14 protein-coding genes are annotated in these 18,137 nt (G+C 40.3%); 5 read left to right on the top strand and 9 right to left on the bottom strand.

Features of this window, described 5'->3' with window-relative positions:
• Positions 1-25: 25 nt before the first annotated feature.
• The 4 genes from H5120_RS09110 to H5120_RS09095 all read right to left on the bottom strand — a co-directional run bounded on the left by H5120_RS09110 (position 26) and on the right by H5120_RS09095 (position 6,722).
• Entirely contained in the window at positions 26-1,126 is a 1,101-nt protein-coding gene (locus H5120_RS09110) for a phosphotransferase enzyme family protein (protein ID WP_182674152.1), read from the bottom strand.
• Between the two features lie 21 nt (positions 1,127-1,147).
• Entirely contained in the window at positions 1,148-1,546 is a 399-nt protein-coding gene (gene mutT / locus H5120_RS09105; protein WP_007377262.1) for an 8-oxo-dGTP diphosphatase MutT, read from the bottom strand.
• Positions 1,547-1,614: 68 nt separating this feature from the next.
• Entirely contained in the window at positions 1,615-4,323 is a 2,709-nt protein-coding gene (secA, locus tag H5120_RS09100; RefSeq protein WP_182672761.1) for a preprotein translocase subunit SecA, read from the bottom strand.
• Positions 4,324-4,694: 371 nt separating this feature from the next.
• Complete coding sequence (locus H5120_RS09095) at positions 4,695-6,722, bottom strand: methyl-accepting chemotaxis protein (RefSeq protein ID WP_182674151.1); 2,028 nt, start codon at positions 6,720-6,722, stop codon at positions 4,695-4,697.
• 116 nt (positions 6,723-6,838) lie between these two features.
• Here H5120_RS09095 and H5120_RS09090 point away from each other — a divergent pair, with 116 nt between their 5' ends.
• The gene (locus H5120_RS09090) at positions 6,839-7,609 is read left to right on the top strand and encodes an NADP-binding protein (RefSeq protein ID WP_182674150.1); all 771 of its coding nucleotides are present in this window, start codon (positions 6,839-6,841) and stop codon (positions 7,607-7,609) included.
• On the opposite strand, the gene hutH is transcribed toward H5120_RS09090, so the two are convergent.
• From hutH to hutC, 3 genes are all read right to left on the bottom strand, one after another.
• A complete protein-coding gene (hutH, locus tag H5120_RS09085; RefSeq protein ID WP_182674149.1) occupies positions 7,606-9,141 on the bottom strand; it encodes a histidine ammonia-lyase in 1,536 nt (511 codons plus the stop codon). The genes H5120_RS09090 and hutH overlap by 4 nt on opposite strands.
• Before the next feature lie 2 nt (positions 9,142-9,143).
• Positions 9,144-10,817, bottom strand: a complete 1,674-nt coding sequence (gene hutU, locus H5120_RS09080; RefSeq protein ID WP_182674148.1) for a urocanate hydratase — start codon at positions 10,815-10,817, stop codon at positions 9,144-9,146.
• Positions 10,818-10,883: 66 nt separating this feature from the next.
• Positions 10,884-11,591, bottom strand: a complete 708-nt coding sequence (hutC, locus tag H5120_RS09075; RefSeq protein ID WP_182674147.1) for a histidine utilization repressor — start codon at positions 11,589-11,591, stop codon at positions 10,884-10,886.
• A 119-nt stretch (positions 11,592-11,710) separates the two neighbouring features.
• Between hutC and hutI the strand changes: the two genes are divergently transcribed.
• Together hutI and H5120_RS09065 are read left to right on the top strand one after the other, a co-directional pair.
• Positions 11,711-12,958, top strand: a complete 1,248-nt coding sequence (gene hutI / locus H5120_RS09070; RefSeq protein WP_182674146.1) for an imidazolonepropionase — start codon at positions 11,711-11,713, stop codon at positions 12,956-12,958.
• A gap of 120 nt (positions 12,959-13,078) precedes the next feature.
• Positions 13,079-14,743, top strand: a complete 1,665-nt coding sequence (locus H5120_RS09065) for an EAL domain-containing protein (protein ID WP_024596305.1) — start codon at positions 13,079-13,081, stop codon at positions 14,741-14,743.
• On the opposite strand, the gene H5120_RS09060 is transcribed toward H5120_RS09065, so the two are convergent.
• A complete protein-coding gene (locus H5120_RS09060) occupies positions 14,740-15,789 on the bottom strand; it encodes a formimidoylglutamase (protein ID WP_182674145.1) in 1,050 nt (349 codons plus the stop codon). The genes H5120_RS09065 and H5120_RS09060 overlap by 4 nt on opposite strands.
• Position 15,790: 1 nt before the next feature.
• Positions 15,791-16,288, bottom strand: a complete 498-nt coding sequence (gene rraA / locus H5120_RS09055; protein ID WP_002959955.1) for a ribonuclease E activity regulator RraA — start codon at positions 16,286-16,288, stop codon at positions 15,791-15,793.
• A 201-nt stretch (positions 16,289-16,489) separates the two neighbouring features.
• Between rraA and H5120_RS09050 the strand changes: the two genes are divergently transcribed.
• Both H5120_RS09050 and H5120_RS09045 read left to right on the top strand, forming a co-directional pair.
• Positions 16,490-17,029, top strand: coding sequence for a phosphatase PAP2 family protein (locus H5120_RS09050; RefSeq protein WP_024596307.1), 540 nt, complete (start codon positions 16,490-16,492; stop codon positions 17,027-17,029).
• Positions 17,026-18,057, top strand: a complete 1,032-nt coding sequence (locus H5120_RS09045; protein ID WP_182674144.1) for an MJ1255/VC2487 family glycosyltransferase — start codon at positions 17,026-17,028, stop codon at positions 18,055-18,057. The genes H5120_RS09050 and H5120_RS09045 overlap by 4 nt, the downstream gene beginning before the upstream one ends.
• Positions 18,058-18,137 lie beyond the last annotated feature (80 nt).

The raw sequence follows: 18,137 nt of genomic DNA, 5'->3' as shown, positions 1-18,137 counted from the left end.
AGTTAATAAAAAAACCAGTAAGTTTTTAGTTTACTGGTTTTTTTGTATCTTGAATTTTTTTATCGACTAAGCACGCGTGCATCCATTCTTCATTACTCAGTATGTTTTTATAAAGCGCGAGTTGGTTTTTTGCTCGTTCTAAATTATGCTCTGCATGAGCCACTTTAAAGTACACATCGTTATTTAAGTAATCAGTTAAAAAGCGCACACTTAACATGAGCGGCATTATTTTAGCGCCTAATAATAAGCTTTCTTGCTCTAGTATACTCATGCTACTTTTTAATGGCGTTACATAGCCTTTAACAATGGCTGAAAATATATCTTTTCGAATAACAACGTTGTGTAAGTTAGTTGAATCCTCGGCTTCGGGGGAGCAAAATGTACGTACCATGTCGCCAAAGTCATAAAGCCAAAGTCCTGCCATACAGGTGTCCAAATCAATAACTGCTTTTGCTTTGTGAGTTGTATTACAAAACAGCATATTATTTATTTTTGTATCGTTATGACACACTCTAAGCGGTATGTGTTTAGCTACCTGACTAAGCTCAGTAATTAAATGCTGCTGCGTTAAGCAATACTCTATTTCGTCAGCGCAGTGCTTTACTCTATTAACTACGTTGTTAGTGATTGCGGTATTTAATTGCTCAAAGCGCATCGCTAAGTTATGAAAATCAGGAATTACAGTGTGCAGCTGTTGCGCATCAAAATCTTGTAATGCATGAGCAAATACGCCAAAGGCGTAAGCCGCTTGCTCGCTCTGCTGGGTATTTTTAACAACGTCTTCGCTGTAGCTATCACTAATATAGTTAAGGACGCGATAATACGCATTATCAATTTTTATTAAGTGTTCGTCGTTTTGTGTAGCTATATGTTTGATTATTTCAAGCGGGTAATTATTTTGCAGTTGTTTAGCATTTAAATGCTGCTCAATTAGTTTTGCATTACTCACTAACTGAGCAGGGTTTTTAAATACCTCAGTATTTAGTTTTTGCACAATAAACTGTTTATCAATACTTGTAAGTAGCCATGTACTATTTATATGACCGCTACCAATCGCACTAACTTGAGTTAACTCAGGGGGCAGTGCTAACAGTTCGCTTAGCTTATTTTGTATTGAGATATTCATTGTGCTCACTTATGCCCTTTTTTATGCGTATCGGGCAACTATTTTTTCGATAATTTCAGCATTCGCTTCAGGAAAATCATAATTTTCTAATTCAGTAATTGCTACCCATTCGCTAGGTTGCCCTTCAGCGCCATGTGCCTCACCGCTAAAGTTACTTACTACGTGTACATCTAATTTAACGCATTTATCGCCGTAGTCATGTTCAATCACCATCAATTGGCTAGAGCTGTGAATGGTTAGTCCAACTTCTTCAATAAGCTCGCGTTTAAGTGCAACAAACACACTTTCTCCAGCTTCAACTTTACCACCAGGAAATTCCCATAAACCGCCTTGATGTTGTTCATCTGCACGTTTACAAATGAATATAGCGTTATTTTTCTTAATAACACCAACAGCTACATGTACAATTTCTATAGTCATTACTTTAAAACTCCATAAAAAAAAGCGACGCTAGCGCCGCTTTTTAATAAGCTACTGACAATATTGGGTTATTTTAATTTACCGCAACACTGTTTGAATTTTTGACCTGATTTACAAGGACAAGGGTCATTACGACCTACTTTTGGTTCTGTACGAGCCATTACTGTCGCTGTTTCTGGCGCTTCGCCACCTACGTGCTCAGCTTCTTCATGTTGGTATTCGCGAGGAGCATTTTCACTTTTACGGTGTTGCTCTTCTACTTTTTCAACATCTTCTTCTGCGCGTACTTGTACTTTACTTAGAATGCTTACAACATCTACTTTCAAGTTTTCAAGCATTTCGGAGAACAGCTCAAACGATTCACGCTTGTACTCTTGCTTAGGATTTTTTTGCGCGTAACCACGTAAATGAATACCTTGGCGTAAATGATCCATTGCAGCAAGGTGATCTTTCCAATGCTGATCAAGACTCTGTAGCATAATCGCTTTTTCGAATTGACGTAAAACAGAATCGCCAACTTGCTCTTCTTTTTGCTTGTATGAATGCTCAACCGCCTGCTCAATACGCTCACGAAGCTTTTCTTCGTATAGTTTATTGTCATCTGCTAACCACTGAGTAATAGGTAACTCAATTAAGAAGTCTTGTTTTAAACGCTCTTCAAGGCCAGGAATGTCCCACATTTCAGCAAGGCTTTGCGGTGCAATGTACTGATCAATTGTATTGCTAAGTACGTCACCACGAATTGCAGTAATAGTTTCTGAAATATCGCCTTCTTCAAGTAGTTCGTTACGCTGAGAGTAAACAACACGACGTTGATCGTTTGCTACATCATCGTACTCAAGTAGTTGCTTACGAACATCGAAGTTACGTGCTTCTACTTTACGCTGTGCATTTTCAATCGCACGGTTTACCCATGGATGTTCAATTGCTTCACCGCGTTGCATGCCGAGTTTACGCATCATGTTAGTCATGCGCTCACCGGCAAATATACGCATTAGCGCATCGTCCATCGATAAGTAAAAACGGCTTGAACCAGCATCACCTTGACGACCAGAGCGACCACGTAATTGGTTGTCTATACGACGAGATTCGTGACGTTCAGTACCAATGATATGTAAACCGCCGGCATCAATTACTGCATCATGGCGAATTTTCCAAGCTGCTTTAATTTCAGCAATTTGCTCATCAGTTGGGTTTTCAAGTTTTTCAACTTCACTGTTCCAGTTACCACCAAGCACGATATCGGTACCACGACCGGCCATGTTTGTTGCAATTGTTACTGTTCCTGGTAGGCCAGCATCTGAAACGATGTCAGCTTCTTGCGCATGAAATTTAGCATTAAGTACATTGTGCTTAATTTTTTCTTTGCGTAAAAACTGCGATAAATACTCAGAGCTTTCAATTGAAATAGTACCAACAAGCACCGGTTGTCCACGGTCTTGGCAGTCTTTAATATCAATTAAAATAGCTTCGTATTTTTCTTCTTGCGTTAGGTAAACTAAATCGGCGCGATCATCACGAATCATCGGCTTATTAGTTGGCATAACAACAGTATCAAGGCCATAAATAGACTGAAATTCAAATGCTTCAGTATCGGCTGTACCTGTCATACCTGCTAACGTTTCGTATAAACGGAAGTAGTTTTGGAACGTAATAGAGGCAAGTGTTTGGTTCTCGTTTTGAATTTTTACACCTTCTTTTGCTTCAACAGCTTGGTGTAAACCTTCTGACCAACGACGACCTTCCATTGAACGACCAGTATGCTCATCGATAATAATTACTTCGTTTTCTTTTACAACGTAATCAACATCTTTTTGGTATAGCTTATGAGCACGAAGGGCGGCATAAACATGGCTTAGTAGCGTAATGCTTGCTGCTGAATAAAGCGAATCGCCTTCTTCAATTAAGCCGCGCTCAGTAAGTAGCTCTTCTACTTTAATTTGACCACGTTCTGTTAAATGAACTTGCTTAGATTTTTCATCGATAGTGTAATCGCCGTCACCTTCAATGCCTTCTTCGTCTTCTTTTTCTTGAAGCTCAAGTAAAGGAACGATGGTGTTTATTTCAGTGTATAGCTCAGAGCTATCCTCAGCTGGGCCTGAAATAATAAGCGGGGTACGTGCTTCATCAATTAAGATTGAATCCACTTCATCGACTACAGCATAAAATAATGGACGTTGAACTCGTTCATCAATGCTAAAAGCCATGTTGTCACGAAGGTAGTCAAAACCAAATTCGTTATTAGTACCGTATGTAATGTCGGCAGTATAAGCGAGCTTCTTTTGCTGCGGCATCATACCAGGTACGTTACAGCCTACGGTAAGGCCTAAAAATTCAAATAACGCACGGTTGGTTTCAGCATCACGTTTAGCAAGGTAGTCATTCACGGTAATTACGTGAACACCTTTGCCTGTTAAGCCGTTTAGATAAGCTGGTAGAGTAGCTGTAAGTGTTTTACCTTCACCGGTACGCATTTCTGCAATGCGACCTTGATGTAAAACCATACCACCTAATAACTGCACGTCGAAATGACGCATGCCATTTACACGCTTTGACGCTTCACGTACCACAGCAAAAGCCTCTGGTAGAATGTCGTCAAGGCTTTGTCCGTTATCGTAACGTTCTCTAAACTCAGCTGTTTTAGCTCTTAAATCTTCATCAGAAAGCGCTTCAAGTTGCGTTTCTAGCGCATTGATTAGCGCGACCGTCTTTCTTAAGTTTTTAATAGTGCGGTCATTGCGACTACCAAAAAGCTTGGTAAATAAATTAGATATCATGATAAAACCGTTACAATGTATTCTTTGTCAGCCGAGTGTCGGCTAACCCATTTTTAACAATTGGTAATTAATATGTGCTTTTAAGTAACACTTAGAACATATTAATTAGCAATTTTGTATTAAACCGTTCAAAAAGCACTGTTTATTACGTGCGCTACTATACCAGACTCTGCCAAACAACAAACTATCTCAATAAAAAGATCGGTGTATAAAATCGAAAAATTTGATCTGGTTCGTAAAAATCACTTTGTATTACTCAATTACAGTAAAAATAGCAGCGAACTGTAAAGATATGGTGCTAAATAAATTAAAAACAAGGGTTATAGTTGCGCTTAAGTTTTACGCTTAAACACAACTATTAAATACATGTTTTATAATTTAAATTGATTAACCGTTTTGTTAAGCGCCGCAGCTAAATCACTTAAGTCACGAGCTTCGTCAGCGAGGGTGTGCGCATGGTCAGCGGTACTGTTCACTAAGTTATTAATTGCCGAAAGGCTCGTATTAATATCCTCAGCAACAACAGTTTGCTCCTCGGTAGATGTGGCTATTTGATGACTTTGGTCTTGTACTTTAGTAACCGACTGCGCAATATTGTGAAGTGAGCTAAGCACTTCTTTAGTTTGAAGCACTGAGCCCTCGGTTTGATCTTGTCCTTGTTGCATCATTACTGAGGCTTGTTGAGCTATTTGCTGCAAGCGCGAAATCATATTTCGAATATCGTCTGTTGATTCTTGTGTGCGACTTGCAAGTGAACGAACTTCATCAGCAACAACGGCAAAGCCTCTACCGTGTTCACCGGCACGAGCAGCCTCTATAGCCGCATTAAGTGCAAGTAAGTTGGTTTGATCTGCAATGGAATTAATTACATCGACTAATGCACCAATGTTATTACTTTCTTGCTCAAGACCTGCAACCACTTTAGATGCTTCGCCAATATGTAATGCCAGTTCAGTCATTACTGTTTGCGCCTGTGTAGAACGGCTAGCTCCTTCAGCTGTAATTGCTTGTACTTCTTCAGCTGCGTTATTTGTGTGTTGTGCGTTACGTGATATTTCAAGCACAGTAGTCGCCATTTCAGTTACCGCTGCGCTCACGCTATCAACTTGCTGCTTCTCTTGCTGAATTTCAGAATTTGTTTTCTCAGAAACACTTCTTAACTGGGCCGCTGCATTACTTAGTTGTTCTGCTTGCGCTGCGGTATCAAGCATCATGGCGTGCAACTTATCAATAAAAGTGTTCATATGATTGGCCAGCTGTCCCACTTCATCTTGACTATTAATATCAATTTTTTGAGTAAGATCGCCTTCGCCCGATGCTATATCACGCATAATGTGTGTAAGCGTTGTAATGGGTTTTGAAATCATGTGGGTAGCCCATAAAATCATGGCTAATATAATGATTAAGATAATAATTACCGCCGTTGTTGTAGCGGTTACTGCAGCATCTACGGGCTCTTCAATCATAGTAGTTGGGATAAGTAGACCTACATACCAATCTATATAAGGCTGCTCTAGCTGCAAACGATGGTAAACCACATAAAACTGCTCACCTTTAAAAGTAACCATTTGGCTGCCTTCAAGGTTATTTCGCATTTGTGTATTTAACTCTTTAAAGCCTGCTGTATTTGTAAATTGTTGCTCAAGCGCATCGAGCCCTTCTTTACCGTTTGCACCTTCATCTGTAATTGAAAGTTTATGCCCAGTGGCCTTTGAAAAATGTACTACTTTTTGATTACCATCGAGTAAAAATCCATAACCTTGGCCGTTAAAGCGAATATTTTCGACCATGTCGTTAATTTTGTTTAATTGTAAATCAACACCGCCCATACCGATGAGTTTTCGCTGAGCGTTATAAACAGGTTGTTGTACTACTGCGGATGCTACGTCTGTGGTTAAATCAACAGAGATTGGACCTACGTAAAGCTTGTTAACTTGCATGGCTTCTTGCCACCACCCACGCTTGTAAGCGTAATAAGGCTGGCCGTTGTAGTGACTTGTACGCTCGTTTTCTTTAAAGTATTCACCGGTGGTTGCTGAGGCAAAAAAGGCCGATAAAATGTTTTCGTCATTTGAGCTTAAACGCACAAAGTCTTGGTTTACTTCGTTGTAGCCAGGTGCGCTTTCGAGTGCTTGATCGCGTGTATCCCAATTTTCAAAAAAGTTGATTAAATGTGGGTTATTAACAAAGGTTGATACCATTTTACCGTACATCGCGAAGTAACTTTGCATTGAAAGTTGCTCGGTCTGTAGATAACTTTGTGCTTCGTTTTCTATGTTTTCTCTAGAGAGATTGGCAATGTGTTTAACAAAAAATGTTGAGGCGATAATCAGTAAAACGGTAATTGTTCCACCAATCAATAATAATATTTTCTTCCGTAACGATAAATTATTTAGCATGAGTGCGCATATTTTTATTATTTATGAAATTATATCTAATCATATCTTACTTAAAATCTCTATAAAGTTAGATAGAAAGAACTAATTATGCGTTTAAAATAAAGGCTTATACAAAAATGACAAATAAAAGTAATAAATTAGTAGTATTAGGTGCAGGCTGGTTAGGACATGCTTTATGCGTAAGTGCGCAAAAAGCTGACTGGCAAGTACAAGGAACGCATAGAACAGATATACACGAGTTTGACTTTGAGCGTCAGTTTACACTTGAAGATGGACAATTGAGGCATCAAGTTGATTTACAAGATGCTTATTGGGTATGTGCTATTCCACCACGTAGCAGGCACAGTGAAAGTAATTATCCTGAAACACTCACCGCAGCGCTTAAGCTTTCAAAGGAGCTAAACGCAAAGGGCTTTTTATTGTGCTCATCAACCGGGGTGTACGATCAAGAGCCTGGTGTATATAGCGAAAGTAGTGATATTTCATGCACAAACGAGCGCCAAATAAAGCTTTATGAAGCTGAAGAGCAAGTACTTGAGCAAGACGGGAAAGTGCTGCGTTTAGCTGGATTACTAGGGCCTAATAGAGAACCAGGGCGTTTTGTGGCAGGTAAAGAGCTCAATACATCAAGTGAGCAAGTGGTAAATATGGTGCATCAACAAGATGTCCTTAATGCTATTTTTGCGGTGATAGAGCACTGGCAAGTAGGGCAAAATATTTATAATGTTGTTAATCCTGCGCACCCCACAAAAGCTGAATACTACGCGATGAAGTGTCAGCAACATGGTGGTGAAATGCCAACGTTTACAGGAACTGATTCGGCTGAGCGAAAAATATTAGGCTCAGCCATTGAAGCCTTAGGGTTTAGCTATCAGCACGGTATTTAATATGCTGAAGGCAGGGGACTGCTCTCTATAAAGTCGCATAGCTTACCTTCACTTAGTAATGTATTAGCAGCTTCGATATCGGGAGCAAAGTAGCGGTCTTTATCATAATAACTTACATGCTCGCGTAACAATGCTTTAGCGCTTTGCACTTTATCTGATGGTTCAAGCGGCTTTCTAAATTCTAGCCCTTGAACCGATGCTAACCATTCTATTGCCAAAACACCTTGGGTATTATTGGCCATTTCATCTAAGCGCCTTGCTGCAAAGGTTGCCATAGAAACATGATCTTCTTGATTTGCAGATGTAGGCAAGCTATCAACCGAAGCCGGATGTGCTAATGATTTGTTTTCTGAGGCAAGCGCTGCAGCGGTAACCTGGGCAATCATAAATCCTGAATTTACCCCGCCGTTTTCAACTAAAAATGGCGGTAATTTGGATAGGTTTGAATCGATAAGTAATGCAATTCGCCTTTCTGCTAATGCGCCAATTTCTGCAATTGCGATTGCTAAGTTGTCAGCGGCCATTGCAACGGGCTCTGCATGAAAGTTTCCTCCCGATATAATGTCGCCTACATCGGCAAAAACTAGCGGATTATCGGTTACACCGTTTGACTCGCATAGTAACACTTCTGCAGCTTGGCGTATCTGAGTTAGGCAAGCACCTAGCACTTGAGGTTGGCAGCGAAGGCAGTATGGATCTTGTACTTTTTCACAATTGACGTGGGAGCTACTAATTTGAGAGTGCGTATCGAGTAGCTCTCTAAATACTTGAGCGGTGTCTATTTGTCCGCGCTGTCCACGAATTTCATGAATACGTGCATCAAATGGCGCGCGACTGCCCATTGCAGCTTCTATGCTTATTGATCCGATAACGCAGCTTTGTGCATATAAGTTCTCGCTTCTAAATAGGCCTTGTAGTGCAAACGCAGTCGACGCTTGTGTGCCATTTAATAATGCTAAGCCTTCTTTAGCTGCAAGGGTAAGGGGTTCAAGTCCCGCTATTTTTAACCCTTGTGCTGCGCTAATTATTTCTCCTTTATGTCGCATTTGACCTTCAGCTAATAAAGGTAGACACATATGCGCAAGAGGGGCTAAATCTCCCGAGGCCCCCACGGAACCTTTTTTAGGCACGCATGGATATACTTCGCTACTAAGCAGCTGCATAAAAAATTGGATCACTTGCAGGCGAATACCCGAGTAGCCACGCGAAAGCGAATTTACTTTTAAGGTGATCATTAACCTTACTGTGCTGTCATCCATGTATTCGCCAATACCCGCAGCGTGTGAAAGTACAATGGAACGCTGTAATAATTCAAGTTGGTCGTCGGCAATTTTAGTATTGGCTAATAATCCAAAGCCGGTGTTAATTCCATATACAGTGCGGTGTTCATTAATAACGTTTTGAACGGTTTGCGCGCTGGCTGCTATTTGCGACTCGGCATGCTTTGCAAGGCTTAACTTTACCGGTGAATTATTAATTTTTCTTAGTGTGTTTAAATCAAGTGATCCGGGTGTGAGAGTAAGTTCGAACATGATCATTCCTCGTTTAACATAGGTAGGTCTAAATTTTGTTCTTTAGCGCAGTTTTTTGCTATGTCGTATCCGGCATCAGCATGGCGCATTACACCCGTTGCAGGGTCGTTCCACAGTACGCGAGCAATACGCTCTTTAGCTTCATCAGTACCATCGGCAACAATAACTACACCAGAGTGTTGGCTAAAGCCCATACCTACACCGCCACCATGATGAAGCGACACCCAAGTAGCGCCACTTGCGGTATTAAGCAGTGCATTGAGTAGTGGCCAATCTGATACTGCATCTGAGCCATCTTTCATGCTCTCTGTTTCACGGTTAGGGCTGGCAACTGAGCCTGAGTCGAGGTGGTCACGACCAATAACGATAGGGGCTTTAAGTTCGCCATTTTTAACCATTTCATTAAAGGCCAGTGCAAGGCGCGCTCTATCTTTTAGGCCAACCCAGCAAATACGTGCAGGTAGACCTTGAAATTGAATGCGTTCCCGCGCCATATCAAGCCAGTTATGCAAATGTGCATCATCAGGAATAAGCTCTTTTACTTTAGCATCGGTTTTATATATATCTTCCGGGTCGCCTGATAATGCCACCCATCTAAATGGTCCAATACCTTCACAAAATAAAGGGCGAATATAAGCGGGTACAAATCCAGGAAAGTCAAACGCGTTGATAACACCCTCATCAAACGCCATTTGACGAATATTATTACCGTAATCAGTAGTGGCGGCACCGGCTTTTTGTAGTGCCAGCATCGCTTTAACTTGGACTGCCATTGATTGTTTAGCGGCTTTTACTACGGCTTTTGGATCTTGCTCACGCATTTTTGCAGCGTACTCCATTGTCCAACCTTGCGGTAAGTAACCATTTAATGGATCGTGAGCAGATGTTTGATCTGTGACTACATCAGGGGTAATGCCTGTTTTAACCAGTGTACTAAAAATATCGGCAGCGTTACCTAGTAAACCCACTGAGAGGGCTTTACCTTTAACACATGCATCGGTTATTAATTGCAGTGCGTGTTCAAGGCTTGTTGCTTTTACATCAACGTAGCCTGTTTTTATACGAAAATCGATACGGCTTTCATCACATTCAACAACTAGCGCACTAAACCCAGCCATTGTAGCTGCAAGTGGTTGCGCACCGCCCATACCACCAAGACCACCTGTTAATACCCATTTACCACTAGCGCTACCTGCAAAATGTTGCTTTGCCATAGCTACAAAGGTTTCGTAAGTTCCTTGTACTATGCCTTGCGAGCCAATATAGATCCAAGAACCCGCCGTCATTTGCCCGTACATCATCAAGCCTTTTTTATCGAGCTCGTTAAAGTGCTCCCAATTTGCCCAGTGTGGAACAAGATTTGAGTTAGCAATAAGCACGCGAGGAGCATTACTGTGGGTTTTAAATACACCAACGGGTTTTCCTGATTGTACAAGCAGGGTTTCGTCGCTTTCGAGCCTATCGAGGGTTTCTATAATTTTGTCATAACTTGGCCAATCACGAGCTGCTCGGCCAATACCACCATATACAACAAGTGCATGAGGATGCTCTGCAACTTCAGGGTCTAAGTTATTCATTAGCATGCGCTTAGCAGCTTCTGTTTGCCAGCTTTTAGCACTTATTTTATCTCCATGAGGTGCACGTATTACGCGACTTGTGTCGAGTCGGTTGTTCATGTTTTGCTCCTGTTGTATATACAAGGTGATTTGTTATAAAAAAAGCGCAGTAAGCGCTATTGTTTGTTATTTTTTAAATGTTAAGTGGCCACCTAAGCGATATTTACTGCCAGGTGATACAAGGCGCGCAAAGCTTACAATGCCTTTAACAGACCAGGTGCGTCGGATCACTTGTAAGCATGGCTCTTCATTATATAAGTTTAACCATTGGCACATTTCGCTGTTTGGCATAATGGCCTCTACTGTATGCCTTGCTTGGGTAAGTGGGGCAACACTAGATAGATATTCATGTGGTGTAAGCGTACTGAAGTCTTGTTGTAAGTAGCCAGTCGCAAGGGCAGGATTTACAAAACGCTCTTCTAGCTGCAAAGGGCTGTCATTTTCGTTATGCACCAGTACACTTCGATATACAACACTGTCAACCTCAACACCAAGTGCAATGGCAATAGGTGCGACTGCATTTATTGATTCGAGTATGAGTACGCTACAGGTGTAGTTGCCGTTACGCTCTTTTACTTCATCAGCAATATTTTTTATTTCAAGTAACGATGACTGCGATTTAAATGTAGCTACAAATGTACCTAACCCTTGGCTGCGGGTTAAAATGCCTGCCTCTGTTAATTCGCTTAGTGCTCTGCGGGCTGTCATCCTGCTTACATTAAATTGACTACTTAGTTCGTTTTCAGAGGGAACACGTTGGTTTTCTTGCCACGTACCGCTGCGTATTTTATCAACAATGAATTGTTTTATTTGCGCAAATTTAGGTGTCGTCATTAAATTTATGGTTACATTAAAAATAAACTATATAAATAAGATGACACAATTACCTTGTATATACAAGATGGGTTGTTAGACTATATTTTCATTATTCACGGTGTAAAAAGGGCTGCGATATGCAAAGCACAACACAAAATTATGAGTTAGAAGAAATCGACTTACTTTTAACTGATGCCAATATTGCCACTATGGATAGCAATATAAATGCCCCTTATGGCGCAATTGAAAATGCTGCTATAGCCATTAAAAGTGGTAAAATTGCGTGGATTGGAGAGCAATCAACATTGCCTAGTTTTGATGTGTTTGCAACGCCGACATTGAGTGTAAAAGGACAGTGGTTAACGCCGGGCTTAGTAGATTGCCATACTCACTTAGTATTTGCAGGTTCAAGATCGCAAGAGTTTGAACAGCGTTTGCAAGGCGTAAGCTATGAGCAAATTGCGGCACAAGGCGGTGGCATAGCAAGTACGGTTAAAGCCACAAGAGCAGCCGACCGTGAACAATTGTTTGTTGATGCAAAAGATCGCTTAAATACGTTATTAAAAGAAGGTGTAACCACCGTTGAAATAAAGTCTGGTTATGGGCTAGATACAGAAAACGAGATAAAAATATTAGAAGTCGCTCGTTTATTAGGTGAACATCACCCTATTGATATTAAAACTACTTTTTTAGGGGCGCATGCTCTACCGCCTGAATACAAAGGCCGTGCTGATGAATATATTGATTTAGTGTGTACTGGCATGCTAGATCAGGTAGTGGCTAATAATCTTGCTGATGCAGTCGATGTATTTTGTGAAAATGTTGGGTTTAGTTATTCGCAAACCAAACGTGTTTTCCAGGCGGCTAAAAAGCATAACCTCCCAGTAAAATGCCATGCTGAGCAGTTATCTAATCAACAGGGTGCTAAGCTGGTGGCGCAGTTTAATGGCTTTTCGGCGGATCATATTGAGCATCTAGATGAAGAGGGTGTAAAAGCCATGGCAGACGCTGGGACGGTAGCGGTGTTATTGCCAGGTGCATTTTATTTTTTAAGAGAAACTAAATTCCCACCTATTGAATTACTTAATCAATATAAAGTACCTATAGCTATTGCGAGTGATTTTAACCCAGGTACTTCACCACTATGCTCAGTGCACTTGATGATGAACATGGCATGCACATTGTTTAGATTAACTCCTGAGCAAGCATTAGCTGGTGTTACTCGAAATGCAGCTAAAGCACTAGGTTTAGACGACCGTGGTATTTTAAAGGTTGGCGCAAGAGCTGATATTGCGCATTGGCAAATAAGTCATCCATCACAATTAAGTTACCAATTTGGCGTAAATAAACTGTTAAATTTATGGATTTTGGGTAGAATTAATTAGTTTGTATTATTTTTACTCACATATAACTTGGTTTAAACTTTTTTAGCGAATACGGATGCCGTTAATTTGAACATACTAACCGACAGTAATTTCCCAATATTTTTTAGTGGTGCACTATTAATGGCGATGATCGCCACTTTATTTGCTGTTAAAAATACCAGTATTAAATTTAGTTATTTATGCACAGCTGCTGTTGGTTTAGCTATCTTAAGCAGCGGTGCGGCTTGGCTTGCTATTCTACTAGCCTTTGGGTTTTGTTTTCACTTATGGCAAGCATTTGAGCGAAATAATTGGAGCATGATAATTACCAGCTCAATGGCTGGTCTTTTATTTGTTGTTCTATTTTCAGCTCATTTATTATTGGAAGTTCCGCTATTTTGGGTTGTGTTAGCAATATTATTATTAGCTATTGTTGGCTTTTTAAATGATGAAAGTGCTGAAATAGAAGTCGTTATAGAGCCAGAACCTGAAGGTGATGCATTTATTGAAGAGTCTCCGCTTTCAGTTTTTGCAGATAGAAAACAGTTACGACAAGGTTACTATGCATGGTGCGACAACAAACAAATAAGCGCAGCGTTAATCGTTATTCGCCTTGAAGGCTTTGAGCAAGTTAACCAGCATATTGGACGCGACTTTGGCGATATACTGTTAGCGCAATCGGCTAATCGAATAAAAGAGCTACTTTCAAGTGACGAAATAGTGACTTTAACTGGACAAGAAAAGCTAGCCCACTTAGGGGGTCTTAACTTTGCATTTATTTGTAGTTTCGCGAATCAAAAACACTTACATGAATTAGTTATTGACCAAATACTGGGTGCAACGCTTAAGCCATTTAATGTTGCTAACTGCACTGTAGAAGTAAAAGCGAGAGCGAGTTATGTTGATTGTAATGAGCAAGATAACAACTTTGATAATTTAATATCGTACGCATATCTGGCACTCGATAGCCACCCAGATCGCAAGGTTGTGCCTTATCATCAACAAATGATGATTGAATTGCGAGAGCAACAAGCGCGACTAAAGGAATTAGCAAATATTGATTTTTCGAGCGAGTTAGAGCTTTATTTTCAGCCTATTATTTGTAACGAAAACGGTCAAATTGAGTTTTTAGAATTACTACTGCGTTGGCAGCACCCTAAGCAAGGGATTTTATCCGCTAACAGGTTTATCGACGACATTAGAATTGCAGGGCTTGGTTATCCACTCGCTAAATTTGTAATAGAGAGAGCTGCTGAGCTTGCAATGGCGCTTAGAATAGAAGGTATTTCTATACCGCTTAGCATTAACGTATTTGGTCCTGAAATGCTTAACGAAGAGTTTATTGAATTTGTTGATGTTGTTTTAAGTGAGCATCACTTGGAAGCTGGCGATTTAATTGTTGAATGCCCTTTGCATATTTTTACGGGACTAGATGATAAAGGCAGAGGCATGATCGCAAGGCTTAATAACATAGGCTTAAAAGTATGTGTTGATGGACTTGGTGATAACCCGGTACTACTTTCTAAGTTACCAAGCTTAGCGGTAGAGTATATTAAGGTTTCACCTTCACTCACTGCTGACTTTAGTAATCAAAACAATATACGCAGTTTAGTTAGCGGAATGGTTGAAATGCATAACCAACAAAAAACAAAAGTGATTTTTGAAGGGGTAGAAACACTTGAGCAACTTAAGTTTGTAAAAAGCTTAAAAGGTTATGCTGCCCAAGGTTATTACTTTGGTCACCCGCTAAGTAGTATTGGTTTAATGAGCTGGCTAAAAGAGTGGCGATTAGTTCAACAGCGCTAAGTGTTTTCTTTGGCTTGTAGATAGCTATTCACAAGTGCACTGATCACTTGCCCTACATGGGCAGCACCGGCCTCAACTCCGCTAGGGTGCTGGCTAGGCGCTGCTTCACATAAATGTAAGTACTTAGAGTGGCGATGGTTTGCTGCTAAATGCACAAAGTGCTCAGTGTCATTCACACTAAATCCGCAACATGTGTACGCACTAACCGGCATGTAAGTAATACTATCTAAATCAACTTCAATACCCAGTGGTAAATCGTTAAAATTACTTAATGCGTTTTCAATTGCCTGAGTGAGTGTAATTTTTTGCTTAACTTGTATTGATTGATAGCTATCAAACGTAAAGTTAGCTTCACTCATTGCATCTATAATTGCTTGATTGTTTTTTATCTCATGTAAGCCAATAACGTGGTAATTACTTAGATGTTGCTCGTTATAAGCGTAGCGAAAGCCATTGCCGCTATGGCGACCTTCACATTCTCTAAAGTCGGCATGAGGGTCAAAGTTGATAGCATTAATAGGTGTATTTTTTGACTTACTCAGGGCACGGATAATTCCCAAGCAATTGTTATGACCTCCGCCAATAACGATTGGCTCAAGCCCCGCTTTAAAAATAAGGCTCAATACCGACTCTACGCGTTCATCAAGCTGTTGGCATAAATCTCGTAATTGAGTTAATTGCTGGCCTTGCTGATTATTAAGCTGGTTGCTTTGCGCCATTAAATCATCAGTATTAACTTCACCCAATAAAAGCACTTTTTGAGTGGCAATAAATTGATTGTGAGGTTGGTTTAAAAAGCGTTTTAAAAAAGCAGGCCATGCTTCGTTTGCACCACCATTTCCTAAGTTTGCTTTTGGGCCGATATCTTCGCAAATACCCAGAAGTACATAGCGGATACCAAATTGAGCAGCGTCAACAAGTGCTTGTTGCAGGTTTACTTGGGTGTCGAGCAAGGCCATTGATTGCCATGCTTTTTTCTCATTTGCGCGAGTAGAGCAAAGTGTTCTAACCGCGCTTTCATCATATACTTTTAAATGGGAGGTCACGTTATACTTCTACAACTTCCAACTCTAATTCTTCTGCAGATAAAACAATGCCTGTGCTATCAGCATAAATAAAGTCGTCATCAAAAAATGATACCCCAGCAAAGTTAACGCCTATAGCATCTTCACCAGCACCTTCGCTGTCGGCTGCAACAGGGATTGAAGCAATTGCTTGAATGCCTAAATCAAGCTCTTCAAGCTCATCAACGTGGCGTACTGCGCCGTAAACAACAATACCATTCCAGTTGTTTTCAAGTGCTAGTTCAGCCAGTTCAATGTCGATTAGTGCGCGACGAGTTGAGCCGCCACCATCAATAAGAAGTACTAGGTCTGTACCATCTTGAGAAAGTAATTCGCGGATGAGTTCATTATTTTCAAAACATTTAACCGTTTTAATGCGGCCACCAAAGCTGTGTCGACCACCAAAGTTGATGAACATAGGCTCTAGCACGTCAACCACGTCAGCAAAGTGGTCGCATAAATCAGAAGTGCTGTAATCCATTATTTTATCCTCAAAAGGTACATTAATTTATATCTCAGTATACCCTCCTTATAAGCAATAACAACGACTTAATCGCAGTAAATTTAGGCAAAACAAGCGCTAAATCATTAATCGCAATAATAGTGTATTAAAAGCGTCACTCAATTGTTATTTACAACACATAAGCTAAACCGGTGTTCATATGTTATGCAATGAGGGATGGTGATGAATAATAATATGCTTAAAAAGGTAACTCAGATAGATGAGCAATTATTTTTAACTTTGTTTAATTGCAATTCACCGAGGTGGTTTAAAACAATGGCCTTTGGTTTGTCTAAAAGCGGTGATGGTGGGCTTTATATATTAATATGCTTAGCAGTGTGGTGGCTTAGTAATAATGAACAGCACCAATTATTGCCTGTCACTATATTAATTGGTTTTGCTATAGAAAGACCTATTTACCTACTAGCTAAAAATAGATTTGCTCGGATCCGTCCATGCGACTGCTTAGTAACAAATGCCTATATAGTACCGAGCGATAAATTTAGTTTACCATCGGGCCACAGTGCTGCTGCCTTTTTAGTGGCAATTATATTAAGCCATTTTTTTCCAGAATATGCATTACTACTATTTAGTTGGGCTACCGGCGTTGCTATGTCTCGTGTGGTATTGGGTGTGCACTTTCCTGCTGATATTATAATAGGCGCAACGATTGGTAGTTTTTGTGGTTTATTTGCGTTAGCACTTGTGGTGCCTGCATGAAAATATTGTATGGAGTGCAAGGTACCGGTAATGGTCATATAACGCGCGCTCGGGTTATGGCAAGCTGCTTTAATAAGCTCGGTATTGATGTTGATTATGTGTTTTCAGGGCGCGCAAATAAAGATTACTTTGATATGCACGAATTCTCAGATTATAAAGCGTATCGCGGTTTGTCGTTTAGCACTGAAAATGGGCAAGTTAAAAATTTAAAAACACTTAAAAACATGCGAATTTGTAAGTTGGTGAGTGATATAAAATCGCTTGAGATAAAACAGTACGATTTTGTACTTAACGATTTTGAGCCTGTGACAGCATGGGCTGCAAAACGGGCAGGTATACCCGTTATTGGCATTAGTCACCAAGCAGCATTTTTGTCAGATAACGTACCTATGTTTGGTCGTGGCGTCCTGAGAAAATCACTTATCAAGCATTATGCACCAGCGACTACCTACTTAGGCGTGCACTGGCAACCATTTGCAAATAATATAATACCGCCTTTTATTGCTCATCATAATCACGACAACCCTGTAGCAGTAATGAACAAGGTATTGGTATATTTACCTTTCGAAAACTTAGATAGCGTTGTTGATTATTTAAAAGACTTTCCCGAAAAAGAATTTTATTGCTATCACCCAAATGCCACCAATCAATCTTTTGGACATATACATTTACGAGCCCCTTCACGCTCTGGTTTTTTAAACGACTTAGCAAACACAAGTGGCGTTATTGGTAATGCGGGATTTGAGCTTGCCAGTGAAGCGCTTAAGTTAGGTAAAAAGTTACTATTAAAGCCTTTAGATGGTCAGTTTGAGCAAGCAGCAAATGCACAAACTTTATTTTCCATGGGCATGGCGCATGTTATGAACTATTTAAACCCTCAAGCCCTTGATGATTGGAATAGCGCGCCGCAAAACAAGCAAATAAATTACCCCAGCGATCCCGCGCCTTTAATTGATTGGTTGGTTAAACAACAATGGAATAACACACAATCGTTACATAAAGGTTTGTGGGATAGTGTCGCCTTATAGCCATCACATTTAAACTGTTTAGAATTACCAATAATAAAAAGTTAAATTAATTAGTCGCTTTTGATCTATTAGCTATAATA

This window comes from Pseudoalteromonas sp. SR43-2, from assembly GCF_014163885.1.
Taxonomy (GTDB): domain Bacteria; phylum Pseudomonadota; class Gammaproteobacteria; order Enterobacterales; family Alteromonadaceae; genus Pseudoalteromonas; species Pseudoalteromonas distincta.
This window is presented reverse-complemented; position numbering and strand designations above follow the sequence as displayed.